Raw genomic sequence first — 18,364 nt, 5'->3', positions numbered from 1 at the left:
CTTCGGCACTAAATAGCCCGCCAGAAGGCCGAACCTGCCGTGGGAGGCCATTCATCCCCCCATCGCGAACAAGCGATATAATGCCCGCCGGCCCCCCGGGGCCCACCCCGCCGAGGGGCGCTGCAAGCCCGGCCCCGCAAGGGGGCAAGGGATCAGGCTCGGCGAAGGTTCCAAGTTCAACCGCGCCCGTTAACGAGCGACCCCCGAGGCCCCTGCCCGGCCGGCGTCGCCCACCAACGGAGCTTTACCTATGAACGCTGTTACTCCCCTCAAGCACGACTTCAAGGTCGCCGACCTGTCCCTGGCCGATTGGGGCCGCAAGGAAATCGACATCGCCGAGCACGAGATGCCGGGCCTGATGTCCATCCGCCGCAAGTACGCCAAGGACGCCCCGCTCAAGGGCGTGCGGGTCACCGGCTCGCTGCACATGACCATCCAGACGGCCGTCCTGATCGAAACCCTCAAGGACATCGGCGCCGACGTGCGCTGGGCGTCCTGCAACATCTTCTCCACCCAGGACCACGCCGCGGCGGCCATCGCCAAGACCGGCACGCCGGTCTTCGCCTGGAAGGGCGAGACCCTGGAAGAGTATTGGGACTGCACCCTCGACGCCCTGTCCTTCCCGGACGGCAAGGGCGGTTTCCTCGGCCCGCAGATGGTCGTGGACGACGGCGGCGACGTCACCCTGCTCATCCACAAGGGCTACGAGCTCGAAAAGGGTGACGACAGCTGGGTCAACAGCCCCGGCGCCAGCCACGAAGAACAGGTGATCAAGAACCTGCTCAAGCGCGTCGCCCGCGAGCGCCCGGGTTTCTGGACCACGGTCGCGAAGGACTGGAAGGGTGTTTCGGAAGAGACCACCACCGGCGTGCACCGCCTCTACCAGCTGGCCGAACAGGGCAAGTTGCTGGTGCCGGCGATCAACGTCAACGACTCGGTCACCAAGTCCAAGTTCGACAACCTCTACGGCTGCCGCGAGTCGCTGGCCGACGGCCTCAAGCGCGCGATGGACGTGATGCTGGCCGGCAAGGTGGCCGTGGTCTGCGGTTACGGCGACGTCGGCAAGGGTTCCGCTGCCTCGCTGCGCGCCTACGGCGCCCGCGTCGTGGTCACCGAAATCGACCCGATCTGCGCCCTGCAGGCCTCGATGGAAGGCTTCGAGGTCAACACCGTTGAATCGACCCTGGGCCGCGGCGACATCTACGTCACCACCACCGGCAACAAGGACGTGCTGACGCTCGAGCACATGAAGGGCATGAAGGACCAGGCCATCGTCTGCAACATCGGCCACTTCGACAACGAAATCCAGGTCGATGCCCTTTACAACTCGGGCGCCAAGAAGACCAACATCAAGCCGCAGGTCGACAAATTCACCTTCGACAACGGCAACTCGATCTTCCTGCTGGCCGAAGGCCGCCTGGTGAACCTGGGCTGCGCCACCGGCCATCCCAGCTTCGTCATGTCCAACTCCTTCGCCAACCAGACCCTGGCGCAGATCGAGCTGTGGGCGAACAAGGAAAGCTACGAGCCCAAGGTCTACATCCTGCCCAAGAAGCTGGACGAGGAAGTGGCCCGCCTGCACCTGGAGAAGATCGGCGTGAAGCTGACCACCCTGACCAAGGAACAGGCCGATTACCTCGGCGTGGCCAAGGAAGGTCCGTACAAGCCGGAGCATTACCGCTACTGAGGAATCGGGACTGAAGTCCCTCCCACGGTCGGAATCGAAACGGGCGCCGCGAGGCGCCCGTTTCTTTTTGGGTCAGCGCCAGTTGGCGTGGCTGTTCCAGAAGGCGACGGCGCGCTGGTAGGCCTCGCGATCAATCGGCACCCCGCTGCCGCCCTCCTCCACGCCCAGCGCGTTGCGCAGCATGGTGATGGGCACCATCGGGATTTCGGCGGGCTCCATCGTGTACAGGCAGCCGACGATGCCCCAGTCGGCGTCGATGGTGGTGCCCTCCTTCGCCAGTTGTTCTCGGTCGTAGAGGATAGGCACCAGATATTTGGCCACCGGCGGCTCCAGGCCTTCGAACCAGCGCACCAGCACCGGTAGCTCGGCCGGCGTGCGGGCCTCGTAGGCGCTGCACAGCAGCTGGCGGTTTTCCGGCGTGATGGGGATGGCCGAACACCGCGTCGCGGTCCAGTTGCGATGCACGTGCAGCCGGCAGAAGGGCGCATAGCCGGGCAGCACGGCCTCCGGGGCCTCGCTGTTCAGGCGTTCAACGAAGGCTTCGGCGCTGGTGTCCTGGATGGCGGTGCGGCGGCCGTCGCCGGGGAACAGGCGGCGGCGGGCGAAGTCGGTCATGGCGATGGTCATGGGGGGATTGTCGGGGAAAACCGGGGGTCGGTTCATGTTTCCTTTCATCCGGATGAAAGGATATAGTCGGCCCAGGCCCCGCCCGATCCCTTTCGCATGACTTCATTCAGCCTCGAGTTCTACCCGCCCAAGAACGACGAGCAGCGTGCCCAGCTCGACCGCACGGTGCGCAAGCTCAAGCCCCGGGGACCGGAGTTCGTCTCGGTCACCTTCGGCGCCGGCGGCTCGACGCTCAGCTACACGCCGGAAACCGTGCGCCACCTGCGCGCCGACCACGGCCAGGATGCCGTGCCGCACCTGAGCTGCATGGGCGGCACCCGCGAAGAGCTGGGCGAACTGCTCGACACCTACAAGGCCATGGGCTGCACCCGCATCGTCGCCCTGCGCGGCGACCTGCCCTCGGGCATGGCCCGGGCCGGCGATTTCCGCTACGCCGCCGACCTGGTGGCCTTCATCCGGGAAACCCACGGCGACCACTTCCGCATCGAAGTGGGCTGCTACCCGGAAACCCACCCGCAGGCCGAAGACGCCCTGGCCGACCTGCGCAATTTCCAGGCCAAGGTGGCCGCCGGCGCCGATTCGGCGATCACCCAGTACTTCTTCAACGCCGACGCCTACTTCCGCTTCGTGGACGACATGCGCGCGGCCGGCATCACCATCCCGATCATCCCGGGCATCATGCCGATCTCGAACTACAGCCAGCTGCGGCGCTTTTCCGAAGCCTGCGGCGCCGAAATACCGCGCTGGATGGCCAAGCGCATGCAGGCCTATGGCGACGACGCCGACAGCATCCGGGAATTCGCCGCCGACGCGGTGGCGGCGATGTGCCGCCGATTGCTCGAAGGCGGAGCGCCCGAGCTGCACTTCTACACGCTGAACCTTGCCCGGCCGACCGAAGCCGTTTTGTCCCGATTGGGCTGACAAGGCGCTAGGCTGCGCGGCATGTTCCACCCTGCCGCACCCCTGCTGCTTGCCGCCACCCTGCTGGCCCTGCCGGCCGGCGTGCACGCCCAGGCGGTGAACCGCTGCGTCGGCGCCGATGGCCGCAATGTCTACAGCGACCAGCCCTGCCAATCCGAAGGCGCGGTGGCGCGCCAGGGGCCGTTCCGGGCCCTGGACGGTGCGGCGTCGCCGGCACCGGTCCGGCCGGCGGCGGCCGGCGCCCACGGGTTCACCACCGGCACCGGCACCGTCGGCGCCGGCTGTGCCCGCAGCATCGATTCCCTGCTTCTGGGCGTGCGCGGCGCGCTGGAGTCGGGCGACGTGAACCGCCTGGCCACGCACTACCACTGGACCGGCACCAGCGCCCGCGGCGGCCGCTACCTGATGGACGAACTCGAGGCCATCGCCCGGCGACCGCTGGTGGCGATCGACTTCGTCTATCCGGAGCCGTTACCGACCCTGCCCGAAGCCACCGACTACAGCGCGTCGGGCGACTTTGCGCCCGCACCGCCCCGGGACCCCGCCACCGCACCGCAGCAAACCGACTACCCGATGGGCCGCGCGGACGGCAGCGAAGACGGCAGCACCCCCGCACCCTCCCGCCAGACCCGGCCCCGGGCGCTGCGCATCGAGCAGGCCAGCAGCGCCACGGACGCGGGTTCGGCACGCACCGACTTCCTGCTGCGCCGCAACGCCGGCTGCTGGTGGATCGAACTCTAGGCACACGCCGCCTTCGCCGCGCCGAGGCTAGAATGCCGGCTTCGCCACGGAGCCCGACGCGCATGAACTACCCCGAACACATCTGGCACAACGGCCAGGTCAAGCCCTGGGCCGAGGCCACGGTGCACGTGATGGCCCACGGCCTGCACTACGGCAGTTCGGTGTTCGAAGGCATCCGCAGTTACGCCACGCCCCAGGGCCAGTCGATCTTCCGGCTGACCGACCACCTGCAGCGCCTGCACGCCTCGGCGAAGATCTACGACATGCCGGTGCCCTACGACGTCCAGGCCCTGGCCAAGGGCTGCCGCGACGTCATCCGCGCCAATGGCCTGGAACGGGCCTACCTGCGGCCGATCGCCTACCGCGGCCTGGGCGGTTTCGGCCTGTCCGCGGAAACGCCGGTGGACGTGGCCATCGCCGCCTGGCACATGGGCCCCTACCTGGGCCCGGATGTGCTGGAAGCCGGCATCGACGCCTGCGTGTCGAGCTGGCAGCGCTTCGCGCCCAATACCATCCCGGCCGGCGCCAAGGCCGGCGGCAATTACCTTTCCGGCCAGCTGGTGGCGCGCGAGGCGCGGCGGCTGGGCTTCGGCGAAGGCATCGCCCTGGCCTCGACCGGCCTGCTCAGCGAAGGCGCCGGCGAGAACCTGTTCCTGGTCTTCAAGGGCGCACTGCACACCACGCCGGTCAGCGCGGCGCTGCTCAACGGCATCACCCGCGATTCGATCATGGTGCTGGCGCGCGAGGCGGGGCTCGAAGTGGTCGAGCGCGACATGCCGCGCGAATACCTGTACCTGTGCGACGAGCTTTTCATGTGCGGCACGGCGGCGGAAATCACGCCCATCCGCAGCGTCGACGGCCGCCCGGTCGGCACCGGCAAACCCGGCCCGGTCACCCGCCGCATCCAGGACCTGTTCTTCGGCCTCTTCGACGGCGCCACGCCGGACAAACACGGCTGGCTCGAGAGGGTTTGATTTATTGGCCGCGGATCTACGCGGCAAAGACCTGCTACGGCCCGAAGCGAAGGATCGCCACCGCACCGTGTTCGGGGCGGGGGGCGATGCTGACTTCCCAGCCGTAGAGTTCGCACAGGCGGCGCACGATCGAAAGGCCGATGCCGCCGCCGACGGTGCCGCCGGCGCCCGAGCCGCGGTAGCCGCGTTCGAACAGGCGCGCGGCGTCTTCTTCGCTCAGGCCCGGGCCGGTGTCCTCGATGCGCACCTGGTTGGCCTCGACCACCAGGCGCACTTCGCCTTCGGCGGTGTATTTGCAGGCGTTGCCCAGCAGGTTGCCGATGGCCACCGACAGCACCGCCTCGGGCGCCTCGACCAGGGCGTTTTCATCGCCCTCGCACAGCACTTCAAGCTGTTTGCCGCCCAGCTGGGTGCGCGCGGCGTCGGCCAGCTGCTGGCAAAGCTTCAGCAGCGGCGTGTGGCCGGTGCCGCGCTCGTTGCGTGAAAGCATCAGCAGCGCCGTGGTCAGGTCGGTGCACTGCAGCGCGGCGCGGTCGATGCGCAGCAGGCGCTGGCGGGTTTTTTCCGGCAGGTCCGGGTTGGCCAGCAGCAGTTCGGTGGCGCCGCTTATCACCGCCAGCGGCGTGCGCAGCTCGTGGCTGACGTCGGAATTGAATTCGCGGTCGCGCTTCACCAGGGTGGTCATGCGTTCGGCATAGTCGTCCAGCGCCGCCGCCAGCTGGCCGACTTCGTCCTCGGCGAAGTGCGGCGCGAGTTTTTCGGGTCGCTCGCGGCCGGCGAGGCCCTCAAGCCTTCTGGCAAGTTCCGTCACAGGGCTGATCACCCGCTTCGACGACCAGATGCCGATAAAAAGAGAAAGCACCGAGAACAGCGCCACTACGCCGATCAGCGCGTAGGTCAGCTGCTGCTGGCTAGCCCTTTCCTGGGCGATGTCGTAGCTGAGGAAGAACCAATAGTCCGCGTCCTTCTTGACGGCCAGCTTGTAGGTTCGCGTCCGGCCGCGCTCGTCGGTTTCGGTCAGTTCGTGCACGCCGTCGGGCAGGTCACGCCACTCGAAAGGCACGTTGCCGAAGCGCCGTTCGCTGAACATGTTTCCCTTGATCTTCTCGAAAACGATCAGCTCCCCGCCTTCGGGGTTTTCGTAGAAGCTGCTTGCGAAGTCCGAAACGTTCTCCAGCAGCGCCTCGCCGATCAGCTGATCCTCCAGCTGTTCGCGCAGCAGCACCGTGGCCACGGCGAACAGCCCCGTCAGCCCGAAGCCGAGCAGGAAGAAGGACAGGATGATCCGGCTGCGGAGTCTCCGCCGGTAGCGCATGGCCTAGCCCGCGTCGGGATCGGCGATGCGGTAACCGATGCCGTGGCGGGTCTGGATCAGCGCCTTGTCGAAGGGCTTGTCCACGGCGGCCCGCAGGCCGTGGATGTGCACGCGCAGGGAATCGGAATCGGGAAGCTCTTCGCCCCAGACGCGGGTTTCCAGCTCCTGGCGGGTCACCACCGAGGGCGAGGACTCCATCAGCGACTGCAGGATCTTGAGCGCGGTCGGGTTGAGCTGCAGCAGCTTGCCGCCGCGGCGAACCTCGAGCGTGTCGAGGTTGTATTCAAGGTCGGCGACGTTGAGCACGCGCGGCTGCGCGGCCTTGCCACGCCTGGCCAGGACGGCCAGGCGGGCTTCGACTTCCTGCAGCGCGAAGGGTTTGACCAGGTAATCGTCGGCCCCGGAATCAAACCCTTCCAGCTTGTTGTCCAGCGAATCCCGGGCCGTGAGCATCAGCACCGGGGTCTGCTTGCGGCCTTCCTGCCGCAGCTTGCGGCAGACCTCCAGGCCGTCCATGCCCGGCAGGTTGAGGTCGAGCACGATGGCATCGAAGTCGTTGACGACCGCGAGGTGCAGGCCGGTGACGCCGTCGGCGGCGTAATCGACCGTGTGGCCGCGGTCCTCGAGGTAATCCCCGAGGTTGGCGGCGATGTCGCGGTTGTCTTCTACGACCAGGATGCGCATCGGTCAGTTGTTCGCCGGGCCGATGCCGTTCTGGATCCTGCGCTGCAGGTGGTCCTGGTCGGCCTCCATGCGGCGGCGGCGCTCGGCCACGGTCCGGCACTTGGTGACCTTGCGGTGGCTGCCGGTCGGGCGGCTGTGGTCGCAGACCATCTGGCTGTCGGCCTTGGCCTGGGTCAGGATGGTGTTGATGCGTTCCTGTTCGTTGAACACGGTGACCTTGGCCGGCTCGGCCAGTTCGGCCACCGAATCCACGCCCTGGAGTTCACGGGAAATGCGGTCCAGCGCTTCGCGCACTTCGGCGCGGTCGCGGCTGTTGATTTCGGCATAGGTCTTGCCGTCGGCCAGGTCTTCTTCGATTTCGGCGCGCTGCTCGGCGAAGTCACCCTCGGCGAGGGCCAGATGGGACTCCTGGGCGGCGAAGACGAACGCCGGCGTCACGGCCAGCAGCAGGGCAATCAGGGTCTTTTTCATGGGGACGGTTCCTCTGGCTTCGGTGCTTTGCGAATGAGCCTTTGATTCTTACCACACGTCAAGGCCATGTAAACAGGCCGGAGGTCCCGACGGACGGGCAAAGAAAGGCCCGGGAGGCGCCTTCGCGACTGGCCCGGGCCGAAAGGTTGCTTACTGCCCCGATTGCCGTAATCCATGGAAACCACTCTGACGAGGAGGACCACTGGTTTACCGGCCGAGCAAGCCTAGGCGCGAAGGTATTAAGACCGCGTTAAATCGGCTTCAGCCTTTGGTTAATCCGCGGGCCCGCCGGCGGGGTGCCCGGACCGGGGGCCGGACCCCGGCCGCCGTGTAGTCGATGATCGCGCCGGCCACGTCGACGCCGGAGGCCCCTTCTATGCCCTCCAGGCCCGGGGATGAGTTCACTTCCAGCACCAATGGGCCAGAATTCGACCTCAGAAGGTCCACGCCTGCAACGCCGAGACCCATCACCCGGGCGGCCCGCAGGGCGGTGTCGATTTCCGGCTCGGTCAGCTCCACCGGGCTGGCACTGCCGCCCCGGTGCAGGTTGGACCGGAATTCGCCCTCCCCGGCCTGGCGGCGCATCGCCGCTACCACCCGGTCGCCCACCACGAAACAGCGCAGGTCGGCGCCCTTGGCCTCGGCCACGAATTCCTGCACCAGGAAATTGGCGTACAGGCCCCGGAAGGCCTCGATGACGCCGCGCGAGGCGCTGGCGGTTTCGGCCAGGATCACGCCATTGCCCTGGGTGCCCTCGTTGAGCTTGATCACGTGCGGCGGCTTGCCCAGCATGCCCAGCAGGTCGGTGGTGTCGTCGGGGTTGTCGCCGAACACGGTCAGCGGCAGGCCGAGGCCCTCGCCCGCCAGCATCTGGTGGCAGCGCAGCTTGTCGCGGGCGCGCAGGATGGCGTCGGACGGGTTCGGGCTGTAGGCGCCCATCAGTTCGAACTGCCGCAGCACCGCGGTGCCGTAGAAGCTCACCGAGGCGCCGATGCGCGGCACCACCGCGTCGATGCCGGCCAGTTCCTTGCCCTTGTAGCGCATCTGGAAGCGCCCGGGGGCGATGGACATGTAGCAGCGCAGCGGATCGAGCGTGCGCACCACGTGGCCGCGCTCGCGGGCGGCTTCGACCAGGCGCTGGGTCGAGTAGAGCTTGGCATTGCGCGAAAGGATGGCGAGTTTCACTGGGGCGGCACCGGGGGCTGTTCGCCCTGCAGGAAGGAGGCGGCGGGATCCACCACGAAACGGCCGGCCAGCGCGGTGCGGCCCAGCAGCATCGGGAAGAGCATGTTGCGGCGCTGGGCCAGGTTCACCTCGGCCAGCCATTCCAGGCCCGCCAGGCGCAGGCGGGTGCAGATGAAGATGCGTTCGGTGCGGTGGCCGCCCGAGTCGGTGACCTTGCGCCGTTCCAGCACCGGCGCTTCGCCATAGGCGTGCGGCGCGTGGTAACGGCCGGTGTCGAGTTCGAAGCGCACCCACTCGATGCCGTCGCGTTGGAAGGTTTCCTGGGAATCGACGTGCAGCGACGAGCTGCGTGCGCCCGTGTCCACCTTGGCACGCACGGCGGTGATGCCCAGGTCGGGAAGCGCCAGCCATTCACGCCAGCCCAGCGGCAGCGGTTTCGGCACGGCGTCCTCCGGGGGGCAAAACGACGGCGCGTGGCCGTCGTCGGGATTGGAGCGGGTGATGGGAATCGAACCCACGTTAGCAGCTTGGGAAGCTGCAGTTCTACCATTGAACTACACCCGCGTTCGGCCGCGATTATGACGGTGGCCCGGTGCCCCCGCAATGCGCGCGCGGCGATAGAATCGCGGCATGCACATCCAACTCAACGGCCAGCCCACCGAAGTCACCGGCACGCCCACCGTCGCCGGCCTGCTGGAGCAAACCGGCCTGGCCGGACGCAAGGTGGCCGTCGAGGTCAACCAGGAAGTCGTGCCCCGCAGCCGGCACACGCAGCACGCACTGGCCGAAGGCGACCGGGTCGAGATCATCCACGCCATCGGCGGCGGGTGAGATTTCCCTGAATATGTTCTTAAAAAAGGGTTAACCCGACCGGCAAAAGCGGCCATAATCAGGGGCATGACCCGCTCCCCAGACTCCCGGCCCGCCGATCCGCTGGTGATCGCCGGCAAGACCTACCATTCCCGCCTGCTGACCGGCACCGGCAAGTTCGCCGACCTCGAACAGACCCGCCTGGCCACCGAAGCCGCCGGCGCGCAGATCGTCACCGTCGCGATCCGCCGCAGCAACATCGGCCAGAACCCGGGCGAACCCAACCTGCTCGACGTGCTGCCGCCCGACCGCTACACGATCCTGCCCAACACCGCCGGCTGCTACACCGCCGACGACGCCGTGCGCACCTGCCGGCTGGCGCGCGAGCTGCTCGACGGCCACACCCTGGTCAAGCTCGAGGTCCTGGGCGACCCGAAAACCCTCTACCCGGACGTCGTGCAGACCCTGGCCGCCGCGGAAACCCTGGTGGCCGACGGCTTCGACGTCATGGTCTACACCTCCGACGACCCGATCCTGGCCAAGCGCCTGGAAGAAATCGGCTGCGTGGCGGTGATGCCGCTGGCCGCGCCCATCGGGTCGGGCCTGGGCGTGCAGAACCGCTGGTCGATCCTGGAGATCGTCGAAAACGCCAAGGTGCCCGTGCTGGTGGACGCCGGCGTCGGCACCGCCTCGGACGCCGCCATCGCCATGGAACTGGGCTGCGACGGCGTACTGATGAACACCGCCATCGCCGGCGCGAAGGACCCGGTGCTGATGGCCAGCGCGATGCGCAAGGCGGTCGAGGCCGGGCGCGAGGCCTTCCTGGCCGGCCGCATCCCGAAAAAGCGCAACGCCAGCGCCTCCTCGCCCCTGGACGGGCACTTCCTCTGAGGTGGGCCTGGGCATGACCGGCACGAACGACGAAGGCGCACCGGATCAGCCCGAGCGGCACCGCCCGATCCGCAGCTTCGTGCTGCGCCAGGGCCGCCAGACCGAGGCCCAGAAGCGCGCCTTCGAACTGCACTGGCCGGCCTACGGCCTGGAACACGCCGGCACGCCCCGCGACTTCGACCAGGTATTCGGCCGCCAGGCGGAGCGCGTGCTCGAGATCGGCTTCGGCAACGGCGAGCAGCTGCTGTTCTCCTGCGAACGCGAGACCAGCCGGGACTTCATCGGCATCGAGGTGCACGGGCCCGGCGTCGGCCGCCTGCTCAACGCCGCCGCGGCCGCCGGCCTGAACAACCTGCGTATCTACCAGCATGACGCCGTCGAAGTCCTGCGCGACGACGTGGCGCCCGGATCACTCGACGAGGTGCGCATCTACTTTCCCGACCCCTGGCACAAGAAGCGCCACCACAAGCGGCGGCTGGTGCAGCCGGCGTTCGTGGACCTGGTCTGCCAGCGCCTCAAACCCGGCGGCCTGCTGCACCTGGCCACCGACTGGGAAAACTACGCCGAACACATGTGGGACGTGCTCGACGCCGAACCACGCCTTCGCAACCGCGCCGGGCCGCGCGGCACCTCGCCCCGCCCCGACTGGCGGCGGCAGACGCACTTCGAGACCCGCGGCCTGAAGCTGGGCCACGGCGTCTGGGACCTGCTCTACGACCGTACCTGAGGACGCCGCCCACGCATGGACACCAGCCTCACCCTGACCCGCGACATGATGCTCGTGCTGGGGCTGGTCGGCTTCACCATCGTGATGTTCATGATCGAGCGCATCCGCGCCGACGCCACCGCGCTGGTCGTGCTGGTGCTGCTGGGGCTCACCGGCCTGGTGCCGGCCAACCAGCTCTTCGACGGCTTTTCGGGCAACGCCGTCATCGCCGTCATCGCCACCATGATCCTGGGCGCGGGCCTGGACCGCACCGGTGCGCTCAACCGCGTGGCTGTGTGGCTGCTGCGCGTGTCCAAGGGCATGGAGGAGCGGCTGATCCTGCTTACTTCCGCCCTGGCCGGCCTGATGTCGGGCTTCATGCAAAACCCGTCGGTGATGGCGCTGTTCCTGCCGGTGGTGTCGCGCCTGTCGGGCCGCACCGGCCTGAGCCTTTCGCGCCTGCTGCTGCCGGTGGCGGCCGCCATCGTCATGGGCGGCGGCCTCACCATGATCGGCAACTCGCCGCTGATGCTGCTCAACGACCTGCTGGTGGCCGCCAACCGCAACCTGCCTTCGGGCGTGGCGACGCTTGAACCGCTGGAGATGTTCGCGCCGCTGCCGGTCGGCCTGGCGCTGCTGCTGGTCGGGCTGGGCTACTGGCGCTGGCTGGGCCAGCGCTGGTTCGCCAAGGCCGAAGACAAAGGCGTGGCGCCCAGCCGCACCCAGAGTTATTTCGCCCGCGCCTACGGCATCGAAGGCGACGTCTACGAACTCACCGTCACCGCCGAAAGCCCGCTGGTGGGCATGAGCGTGGGCGAGGCCGAAGCCCAGCGCGACGCGCCGCTGCTGCTGGCCCTGCTCAGCGGCAACGAAGCCCGGCTGGCGCCGCCGGCCGACCAGATGATCTGGGTCGGCAGCGTGCTGGGCGTGATGGGCCCGCGCGAGGCCATCCAGGACTACGCGCAGAAGAACCTGCTGCGCATGTCGGCGCGGCTCCGGCATTTCGCCGACCTGTTCAACCCCAGCCGGTCGGGCATTTCCGAAGCGGTGATCCCGCCGACCTCGAGCTTCCTGGGCAAGTCGCAGTCGCAGCTGCAGCTGCGCAAGCGCTTCGGCATCAGCCTGCTGGCGATCAACCGCGACGGCCAGGTCTGGCGCGAGGACATCCGCAAGATGTCGTTCAAGGCCGGCGACATGCTGGTCTTCCACAGCATCTGGACCGACCTGGCCCAGGCCAGCGAAAGCCGCGACTTCGTCGTCGTCACCGACTATCCCAAGGGCGAACAGCGGCCGCAGAAACTGTGGTGGGCGCTGGCGGTGTTCGTCGGCGCGATGGCGCTGGCGCTGTCCACCCTGGTGCCGGTGCCGATCGCGCTGATGGCCGGCGCCGCCGCGATGATGCTGGTCGGCGTGCTGAACATGGACGAGGCCTACGCCGCGGTGAACTGGAAGACGGTCTTCCTGATGGCCTGCCTGATCCCGCTGGGCTGGGCCATGGACTCCACCGGCGCCGCCGGCTGGATCGCCCAGCAGGTGCTCGAGCGCATCGGCAGCGACGTACCGCATTGGGTGCTCGAGGCCGCCTTCGGCCTGCTGGCCACGGCCTTCGCCCTGGTGATCGGCAACGTCGGCGCCACCGTCGTGGTGGTGCCGATGGCGATCAACGTGGCGCTGGCGGCGGGCGGCAACCCGATGGCCTTCGCGCTGGTCGTGGCACTGTCGGCGTCGAACAATTTCCTCAGCGTTTCCAACCCGGTGCTGGCCATGGTGTCCGGACCGGCCGGCTACCGCGCCAAGGACCTGTGGCGCACCGGCGCCCCGCTCACCCTGGTCTACCTGGCGATCGTGCTGCTGGTCGTGAACCTTATGTTCTAGCCGGCGGCGCCGGCCACGGCCACGCGCATCGGCACCAGCGACGCGCCCTTGCACGGGCCCGCCACGCATTCACCGCGTTCGAGTTCGAAGCTGGCGCCATGCGCGGCGCAGACCAGCCGCCCCTTGTCGACCAGGAACTTGCCCGGCGCCCAGTCCAGCCGGCGGCCGGCGTGCGGGCAGACGTTCAGCCAGGCCTTAAGGGTCCCGCCCTGGCGCAGCAGCACCAGCGACAGCCGCGCCCCGTCCACGTCGGCCTCGGTTTCGGACAGGCCTTCGGGGGGCCAGTCGGCCAGCCGGATTAACGAACCACTTACACTTTCCACGCGGCGCCTCGCCATACTTCCCGTCCCCGAGTTTGCCACGGCGACGCATGACCTTCTTCTTCCATCGCATGTTCAGCTACTGCCCCTCGAAGCCGCGCAACCCGCTGCTCAAGGTGCTGGTCGGCCTGTTGGGCCTGGCGCTGCTGCTGGTGCTGGTCGGATTTGGCCTGGTGATCGGCCTGGGCATGCTGCTGTTCGCCGGCGCCCGCCGCCTGTTCCGCGCCACCCGCCGTCCGGCGGCGCCGCCGGCCGACGTGATCGAAGGCGAGTTCACCCGCGTGCGCGACCCGCATTCGCCGCTACACCTGCGCTGATCCCGCAACGCGTGGCCCTGCCCGAAACCGTCATTCCCCTGCCCGCCCCGACCCTGCTGCCAGTGCGCGGCGGCGGTGCCTTTCCCGTGCGCCGCATCTACTGCGTCGGCCGCAACTTCGCCGACCACGCCGCGGAGATGGGCGCCAGCGTCGATCGCGGCAATCCGGTGTTTTTCCACAAGCCCGCCGATGCCATCGTCGCCGGCGGTGGCGACGTGCCCTACCCCAGCGGTACCCAGGACCTGCACCACGAAGTGGAGCTGGTGGTGGCGCTGGGCCAGGACGCGAAAGGCGTGGTGGCGGTCGATGGCGCGATGGCCCTGGTGTTCGGCTACGGCGTCGGCCTCGACCTGACCCGCCGCGACCTGCAGGCCCGCGCCAAGGCCAAGGGCCTGCCCTGGGACACCGCGAAGGGTTTCGACCACTCCGCACCGGCCAGCGAACTGGTGCCGGCCGCCGAAGCCGGCGACCTCGACCAGCGCCTGCTGTGGCTGGACGTCAACGGCCAGCGCCGCCAGCAGGCCACGCTGGCCAGCATGGTCTTCAGCGTCGCCGAAGTGATCAACGAACTCTCGAAGCTGTACGCCCTCAAGGCCGGCGACCTGGTCTTCATGGGCACGCCCGCGGGTGTCGCGGCGCTGCAGCATGGCGATACGTTCCACGCCGGCATCGAAGGCCTGGTGGCGCTGGAAGGTCGTATCACCTGATCCGCCGTCCGGTGTAGATTCACGTTCGGACCAGAAACCGACCGGAGTCGCCACATGGGAATGGCCAAGGAATTCAAGGAATTTGCGCTGCGCGGCAACGTCGTCGACCTCGCTGTCGGCGTGGTCATCGGCGCCGCATTCGGCAAGATCGTCACTTCGCTGGTCAACGACATCGTGATGCCAGCCTTGGGTTACGCCATCGGCGGGGTTGATTTCGGCGACCTGGCCATCGAACTCAAGGCCGCCACCGTGGACGCCGCCGGCACCGAGATCCCGGCCGTGCTGGTCAAATACGGCGCCTTCATCCAGACCGTGGTGGACTTCGTCATCATCGCCCTGGCCATCTTCGTGGCCGTGAAGGTGATGAACTCGCTCAAGCGCAAGGAGGCGGCCTCGCCCGAGCCGCCGCCGGCGCCCAGCGAGGAAGTGAAGCTGCTCACCGAGATCCGCGACAGCCTCAAGTCGCGCTGATCGCGAACGATACACGCCGACGCCGGCCCCCGGGCCGGCGTCGCCTTGCCGGAGACACCGAATGCATCCCGTCCGCACCCTGCTTGCCCTGTCCCTGCTGGCCGCCGCGCCGGCCTTCGCCACCACCGGCCTGGACGCCGGCGACATCGCCGCGGCCGAGGCGCTGCGCGAGCGGGCGATGCGCGGCAGCGAGGCCTGGAACGTGGTCGAGTCCCTGACCACCGAAGTCGGCCCGCGCCTGGCCGGCACGCCGGCGGACGCCAAGGCGGTGCAGTGGGCGAAGGCGAAGATGCAGGCGATGGGCTTCGACAAGGTGTATCTCGAGCCCGTGACCTTCCCGGTCTGGCTGCGCCAGCACGAACGCGCCGAAGTGCTGGCGCCGTATCCGCAGCCGCTGGTGGTGACGGCCCTGGGCGGCAGCGTCGGCACCGGCGGGGCGCCGATCGAAGCCGAGATCGTGGCCTTCGCCAGCCTCGACGCGCTCAAGGCGGCGCCCGAGGGCAGCCTCGAGGGCAAGATCGCGGTCATCACCAACCGCATGGTGCGATTCAAGGACGGCCGCGGCTACGGCCCCGCCGTCGGCGCGCGCAGCAACGGTGCCGTCGAGGCGGCGCGCAAGGGCGCCATCGCCATCCTGATCCGCTCGATCGGCACCAGCAGCGATCGTTTCGCCCATACCGGCACCATGCGCTACGTCGCCGACGTGCCGCGCATCCCGGCCGCCGCACTGTCCAATCCCGACGCCGACCTGATCGAACACATGGTCGCGCGCGGCAAGCCGGTGCGCCTGCGCCTGGACATCGGCGCCGAGACGGTCGCCGACTACACCTCGCACAACGTCATCGGCGAGATCCGCGGCCGCGACCTGCCCGACGAAGTCGTCACCATCGGCGGCCACCTCGATTCCTGGGACCTGGGCACCGGCGCCATCGACGACGGCGCCGGCATCGGCATCACCTTCGCCGCCGGCGCCCTGATCGGCCAGCTCGAGCGCGCCCCGCGCCGCACCGTGCGCGTGATCGCCTACGCCAACGAAGAACAGGGCCTGTACGGCGGCAAGGCCTACGCCGAGGCGCGCGCCGCCGCCGGCGAGATCGGCGCGCACCAGCTGGGCGCCGAAAGCGACTTCGGCGCCGGCCGGGTGTATGCGCTGCGCGCCGGCGTCGACCCGGCCGCCTGGCCGGTGATCGAGCAGATCGGCCAGGTGCTGGCGCCGCTGGGCATCGCCACCGAACGCAGCGGCGGCGGCCCGGGACCCGACGTCGGCCCCATCGTCGCCAAGGGCGCGCCCTGGGCGCAGCTGGCCCAGGACGGCATCGATTATTTCGACTACCACCACACCGCCAACGACACCCTGGACAAGATCGACCCGCGTGCACTCGACCAGCAGGTCGCGGCGTACGCGGTGCTGGCCTACCTGGCGGCTGAATCCGACGTCGACTTCGGCACCCTGCCGGTCAAGGCGGACGACTGAGGCCGGGCCCCGCCTGCCGCGGTCAGCGGCGGGCGACCAGGGTCCACAGCCCGAACAGGCCCTCGCGCGGCGACCAGGTCCGCACCCACTGCGCACGCCGGAAGCCGGCGGCCTGGCAGGCCGACAGCAGGTCCCAGCCGAAGTGGTGGAAACACAGCACGCCGCCCGACACCGGGTCGCCGTGGATCTCCGGCGGCAGCAGGTGTTCGATGCTGCCGTCGTCGCGAACGCGGGCGCGCAGCACGCTGTCGGCGGCGGAGTCGATGAAGGGCACGGTCAGCACCAGCCTGCCGCCGGGGCGCAGGCAGCGCGCGAATTCACGCAGCGCCGCCGGGTAGTCGGGCACGTGCTCGAGGACGTCGAAGCTGCCGATGACGTCGAGGCTGGCGTCTTCAAGGTCGAGCCGGGTCACGTCCCGCTCCGCCAGTTCGCCCCGCCCGCCCATGCTGGCGTACCAGGACTGCAGATGCGCGCGTTTGACTGCGTCCAGTCCGTATTCGCTGCCGACCAGGCCCGGACACTGCGCCTGCAGCCACAAGTAGGCCACGGACGCCTGTTCGGTCAGGTACACCCGCGACTTGTCCAGGTCGAGTCCGTCAATGAGCAGGGCGAAGGCGGCACGGTTGCGGGCGATCAGCCGGCAGCGCGGGCAGGACATTTCCTCGCGCAGGTTCGGTGCCTGGCCCGAGGCCGCGGACGGCAGCGAAAACGCCACGGGCACGCGGCACAACCCGCACCAGCCGGACCAGCCATCGACCCCGGCGGCGGCGCCCACCTGGCCAGCGATCTGCTGCTGCGCCCGGGCGCGGGCGCTGCCCGCCATCGCCTGCCACTTGTCCCGGCCCGAGTACGCGTCGGCCTGCGGCGGGGCGGACACGCCGTCGGCGGCCGGCAAGGCCGGCGCCCGCAGCTTTCTCCGCAGCCAGCCGCGCATCAGTCGAGCAACGGCGACTGGAGCACCCGCGAGGGGCGTCCCATCACGATTGCGGCCTGCTCGCGCAGGTCTTCGCGCGACACTTCGCGCAGCACCAGCAGCTTGCGGACCACGTCGTCGAGGCTGCGCTTGCCGGCGGTGGCCTTGCGGATCTCGGCGTCGAGTTCGCGCAGCAGCGCCACGCCCCGGGCGGTGCGCGGGCCATGGGAGCGGTTCGAGGTCAGCGAGCCGACGTCCTTGCCGTGGCGGGCCAGCCAGTCCTGGGCCTTGTCCGCGCGCGCCTGGCTGAGCAGGCCGGCGCGGCGCATCAGTTCGATCGAGTAGTACTCGGCCACCGCTTCGGTGATCCAGTCGTCGCCGTCGGCGCCGCGCAGGCGGGTGAAGACGTGGCTGAGTTCGTGCACCAGGGTGCTGGTGCCGTTTTCGCTGATGAGCGGGCGGTCGGCGTGCAGGAACAGGGACCGCGGCCCCGACAACCCGCCCCGCCACATCGGGTCGCCGGCGCTGACGATCAGCACCTTGATCGGCAGCTTGCCGTACAGGCTTTCGAACTCCGGCACCAATACGTTGAAGAAGGCCAGCATGTCGTTGCGCCGGACCTCGTCGCCCTTGGGGCCGGCGACGCTTATCTCGATGTTCTCGAACTGTTCGCGCCGGGTGCCGACATCACCGGCGATGATCCAGCCGGTCGGGCGGTCGAAGCTGCGCTCGGGATTGACCACCACGTAGGACTTGCGGTCGCGGCTGAGCTTGAAGGGGGTGTCCACGTTGGACCAGCCCTTGGGCAGCTGGAAACGAAGGCGGGCGCGTGAATCGGCGCCCTTGGTCGCCAGTACCGTCGCCGGCGGCACCAGGTCGTCGCCGCGCAGGATGACCCAGTCGACGGTCATGCGGGCGTCGTAGCCGTCGTTGCGGCGCTTGTGGTTGACCGTGTGCAGGAAGCGCAGCCGGGCCGGCTCGCCGCGCGGCGGCACCCAGGTCACCAGGTCGCCCTTGCGCGTGACCTCGCCGTCGCCACGCACGTTGGAGTAGCGGTCTTCCGGCATGCGCAGGCGCAGGCGCCGGACTTCGCCGGTGCCCGGGGTAAGCCGGATGCTGACGTCAGCCTGGCCCTTGTCGGGCAGGAAGCGCACCAGGTAGTCCACGCCGTATTCGGTGCGTTCGGCCAGGGCCAGCGCCGGAAGCAACAGCAGGACCAGCGCCAGGCCGCGCAGCAGGTTGGGGTGACGGTTTGAGATGTTCATTCCCCCGATT

Annotated in this window: 21 protein-coding genes, 1 tRNA gene and 1 riboswitch; of the genes, 12 read left to right on the top strand and 10 right to left on the bottom strand. The window is 68.9% G+C overall.

The window, feature by feature from the left end:
• The first annotated feature begins 106 nt into the window (after positions 1-106).
• A riboswitch (S-adenosyl-L-homocysteine riboswitch) is annotated at positions 107-195 on the top strand.
• A gap of 55 nt (positions 196-250) precedes the next feature.
• A complete protein-coding gene (ahcY, locus tag IEX13_RS01120; RefSeq protein ID WP_188660195.1) occupies positions 251-1,687 on the top strand; it encodes an adenosylhomocysteinase in 1,437 nt (478 codons plus the stop codon).
• 72 nt (positions 1,688-1,759) lie between these two features.
• On the opposite strand, the gene IEX13_RS01115 is transcribed toward ahcY, so the two are convergent.
• A complete protein-coding gene (locus tag IEX13_RS01115) occupies positions 1,760-2,314 on the bottom strand; it encodes a DUF3228 family protein (RefSeq protein WP_188662934.1) in 555 nt (184 codons plus the stop codon).
• 96 nt (positions 2,315-2,410) lie between these two features.
• Between IEX13_RS01115 and metF the strand changes: the two genes are divergently transcribed.
• The 3 genes from metF to IEX13_RS01100 all read left to right on the top strand — a co-directional run bounded on the left by metF (position 2,411) and on the right by IEX13_RS01100 (position 4,950).
• Positions 2,411-3,235: a methylenetetrahydrofolate reductase [NAD(P)H] gene (metF, locus tag IEX13_RS01110; RefSeq protein WP_188660191.1), complete on the top strand. Its 825-nt coding sequence runs from the start codon at positions 2,411-2,413 to the stop codon at positions 3,233-3,235.
• A gap of 21 nt (positions 3,236-3,256) precedes the next feature.
• A complete protein-coding gene (locus IEX13_RS01105) occupies positions 3,257-3,976 on the top strand; it encodes a DUF4124 domain-containing protein (RefSeq protein WP_188660189.1) in 720 nt (239 codons plus the stop codon).
• Positions 3,977-4,038: 62 nt separating this feature from the next.
• Positions 4,039-4,950, top strand: a complete 912-nt coding sequence (locus IEX13_RS01100; RefSeq protein WP_188660187.1) for a branched-chain amino acid transaminase — start codon at positions 4,039-4,041, stop codon at positions 4,948-4,950.
• Positions 4,951-4,984: 34 nt separating this feature from the next.
• On the opposite strand, the gene IEX13_RS01095 is transcribed toward IEX13_RS01100, so the two are convergent.
• The 6 genes from IEX13_RS01095 to IEX13_RS01070 form a co-directional block, all read right to left on the bottom strand.
• Positions 4,985-6,265 (bottom strand): sensor histidine kinase, encoded by a 1,281-nt coding sequence (locus tag IEX13_RS01095; RefSeq protein ID WP_188660185.1) that lies wholly within the window; start codon positions 6,263-6,265, stop codon positions 4,985-4,987.
• Positions 6,266-6,268: 3 nt separating this feature from the next.
• Positions 6,269-6,949 carry a response regulator transcription factor gene (locus IEX13_RS01090; RefSeq protein WP_188660184.1) on the bottom strand — a complete coding sequence of 227 codons (681 nt, stop codon included), beginning with the start codon at positions 6,947-6,949 and terminating at the stop codon, positions 6,269-6,271.
• A 3-nt stretch (positions 6,950-6,952) separates the two neighbouring features.
• Entirely contained in the window at positions 6,953-7,420 is a 468-nt protein-coding gene (locus tag IEX13_RS01085) for a hypothetical protein (protein ID WP_188660182.1), read from the bottom strand.
• Positions 7,421-7,681: 261 nt separating this feature from the next.
• Positions 7,682-8,605, bottom strand: a complete 924-nt coding sequence (gene rimK / locus IEX13_RS01080) for a 30S ribosomal protein S6--L-glutamate ligase (RefSeq protein ID WP_188660180.1) — start codon at positions 8,603-8,605, stop codon at positions 7,682-7,684.
• A complete protein-coding gene (locus IEX13_RS01075; protein ID WP_308423878.1) occupies positions 8,602-9,123 on the bottom strand; it encodes an ATP-dependent zinc protease family protein in 522 nt (173 codons plus the stop codon). The genes rimK and IEX13_RS01075 overlap by 4 nt, the downstream gene beginning before the upstream one ends.
• A tRNA-Gly gene (locus IEX13_RS01070) sits at positions 9,096-9,169 on the bottom strand. The genes IEX13_RS01075 and IEX13_RS01070 overlap by 28 nt, the downstream gene beginning before the upstream one ends.
• 66 nt (positions 9,170-9,235) lie before the next feature.
• On the opposite strand from IEX13_RS01070, the gene thiS reads away from it, so the two are divergent.
• The 4 genes from thiS (at position 9,236) to IEX13_RS01050 (ending at position 12,887) form a co-directional block, all read left to right on the top strand.
• Positions 9,236-9,436, top strand: a complete 201-nt coding sequence (gene thiS, locus IEX13_RS01065) for a sulfur carrier protein ThiS (protein WP_188660178.1) — start codon at positions 9,236-9,238, stop codon at positions 9,434-9,436.
• A 66-nt stretch (positions 9,437-9,502) separates the two neighbouring features.
• Complete coding sequence (locus IEX13_RS01060) at positions 9,503-10,306, top strand: thiazole synthase (RefSeq protein ID WP_188660176.1); 804 nt, start codon at positions 9,503-9,505, stop codon at positions 10,304-10,306.
• 13 nt (positions 10,307-10,319) lie between these two features.
• The gene (trmB, locus tag IEX13_RS01055; protein WP_188660173.1) at positions 10,320-11,033 is read left to right on the top strand and encodes a tRNA (guanosine(46)-N7)-methyltransferase TrmB; all 714 of its coding nucleotides are present in this window, start codon (positions 10,320-10,322) and stop codon (positions 11,031-11,033) included.
• A 15-nt stretch (positions 11,034-11,048) separates the two neighbouring features.
• Entirely contained in the window at positions 11,049-12,887 is a 1,839-nt protein-coding gene (locus IEX13_RS01050) for an SLC13 family permease (RefSeq protein ID WP_188660170.1), read from the top strand.
• Here IEX13_RS01050 and IEX13_RS01045 read toward each other — a convergent pair.
• Positions 12,884-13,225 (bottom strand): Rieske (2Fe-2S) protein, encoded by a 342-nt coding sequence (locus IEX13_RS01045; protein ID WP_188660167.1) that lies wholly within the window; start codon positions 13,223-13,225, stop codon positions 12,884-12,886. The two genes, IEX13_RS01050 and IEX13_RS01045, sit on opposite strands and share 4 nt — an antisense overlap.
• Before the next feature lie 32 nt (positions 13,226-13,257).
• Between IEX13_RS01045 and IEX13_RS01040 the strand changes: the two genes are divergently transcribed.
• From IEX13_RS01040 to IEX13_RS01025, 4 genes are all read left to right on the top strand, one after another.
• The gene (locus IEX13_RS01040; protein ID WP_188660164.1) at positions 13,258-13,524 is read left to right on the top strand and encodes a hypothetical protein; all 267 of its coding nucleotides are present in this window, start codon (positions 13,258-13,260) and stop codon (positions 13,522-13,524) included.
• Positions 13,525-13,541: 17 nt separating this feature from the next.
• Positions 13,542-14,231, top strand: a complete 690-nt coding sequence (locus IEX13_RS01035; RefSeq protein WP_188662932.1) for a fumarylacetoacetate hydrolase family protein — start codon at positions 13,542-13,544, stop codon at positions 14,229-14,231.
• Positions 14,232-14,285: 54 nt separating this feature from the next.
• Positions 14,286-14,702 (top strand): large-conductance mechanosensitive channel protein MscL, encoded by a 417-nt coding sequence (mscL, locus tag IEX13_RS01030; protein WP_229668409.1) that lies wholly within the window; start codon positions 14,286-14,288, stop codon positions 14,700-14,702.
• A 61-nt stretch (positions 14,703-14,763) separates the two neighbouring features.
• Positions 14,764-16,176 carry a M28 family peptidase gene (locus IEX13_RS01025; protein ID WP_188660160.1) on the top strand — a complete coding sequence of 471 codons (1,413 nt, stop codon included), beginning with the start codon at positions 14,764-14,766 and terminating at the stop codon, positions 16,174-16,176.
• 22 nt (positions 16,177-16,198) lie between these two features.
• Here IEX13_RS01025 and IEX13_RS01020 read toward each other — a convergent pair whose 3' ends face one another.
• Together IEX13_RS01020 and IEX13_RS01015 are read right to left on the bottom strand one after the other, a co-directional pair.
• A complete protein-coding gene (locus IEX13_RS01020) occupies positions 16,199-17,110 on the bottom strand; it encodes a class I SAM-dependent methyltransferase (RefSeq protein WP_188660157.1) in 912 nt (303 codons plus the stop codon).
• Positions 17,110-18,354, bottom strand: coding sequence for a M61 metallopeptidase family protein (locus tag IEX13_RS01015; RefSeq protein ID WP_188660154.1), 1,245 nt, complete (start codon positions 18,352-18,354; stop codon positions 17,110-17,112). Before IEX13_RS01015 ends, IEX13_RS01020 begins: the two co-directional genes overlap by 1 nt.
• Between the last annotated feature and the right edge of the window lie 10 nt (positions 18,355-18,364).

Origin of the sequence: Arenimonas soli, assembly GCF_014643775.1 — a bacterium.
Classification (GTDB): Bacteria; Pseudomonadota; Gammaproteobacteria; order Xanthomonadales; family Xanthomonadaceae; genus Arenimonas; species Arenimonas soli.
This window is presented reverse-complemented; position numbering and strand designations above follow the sequence as displayed.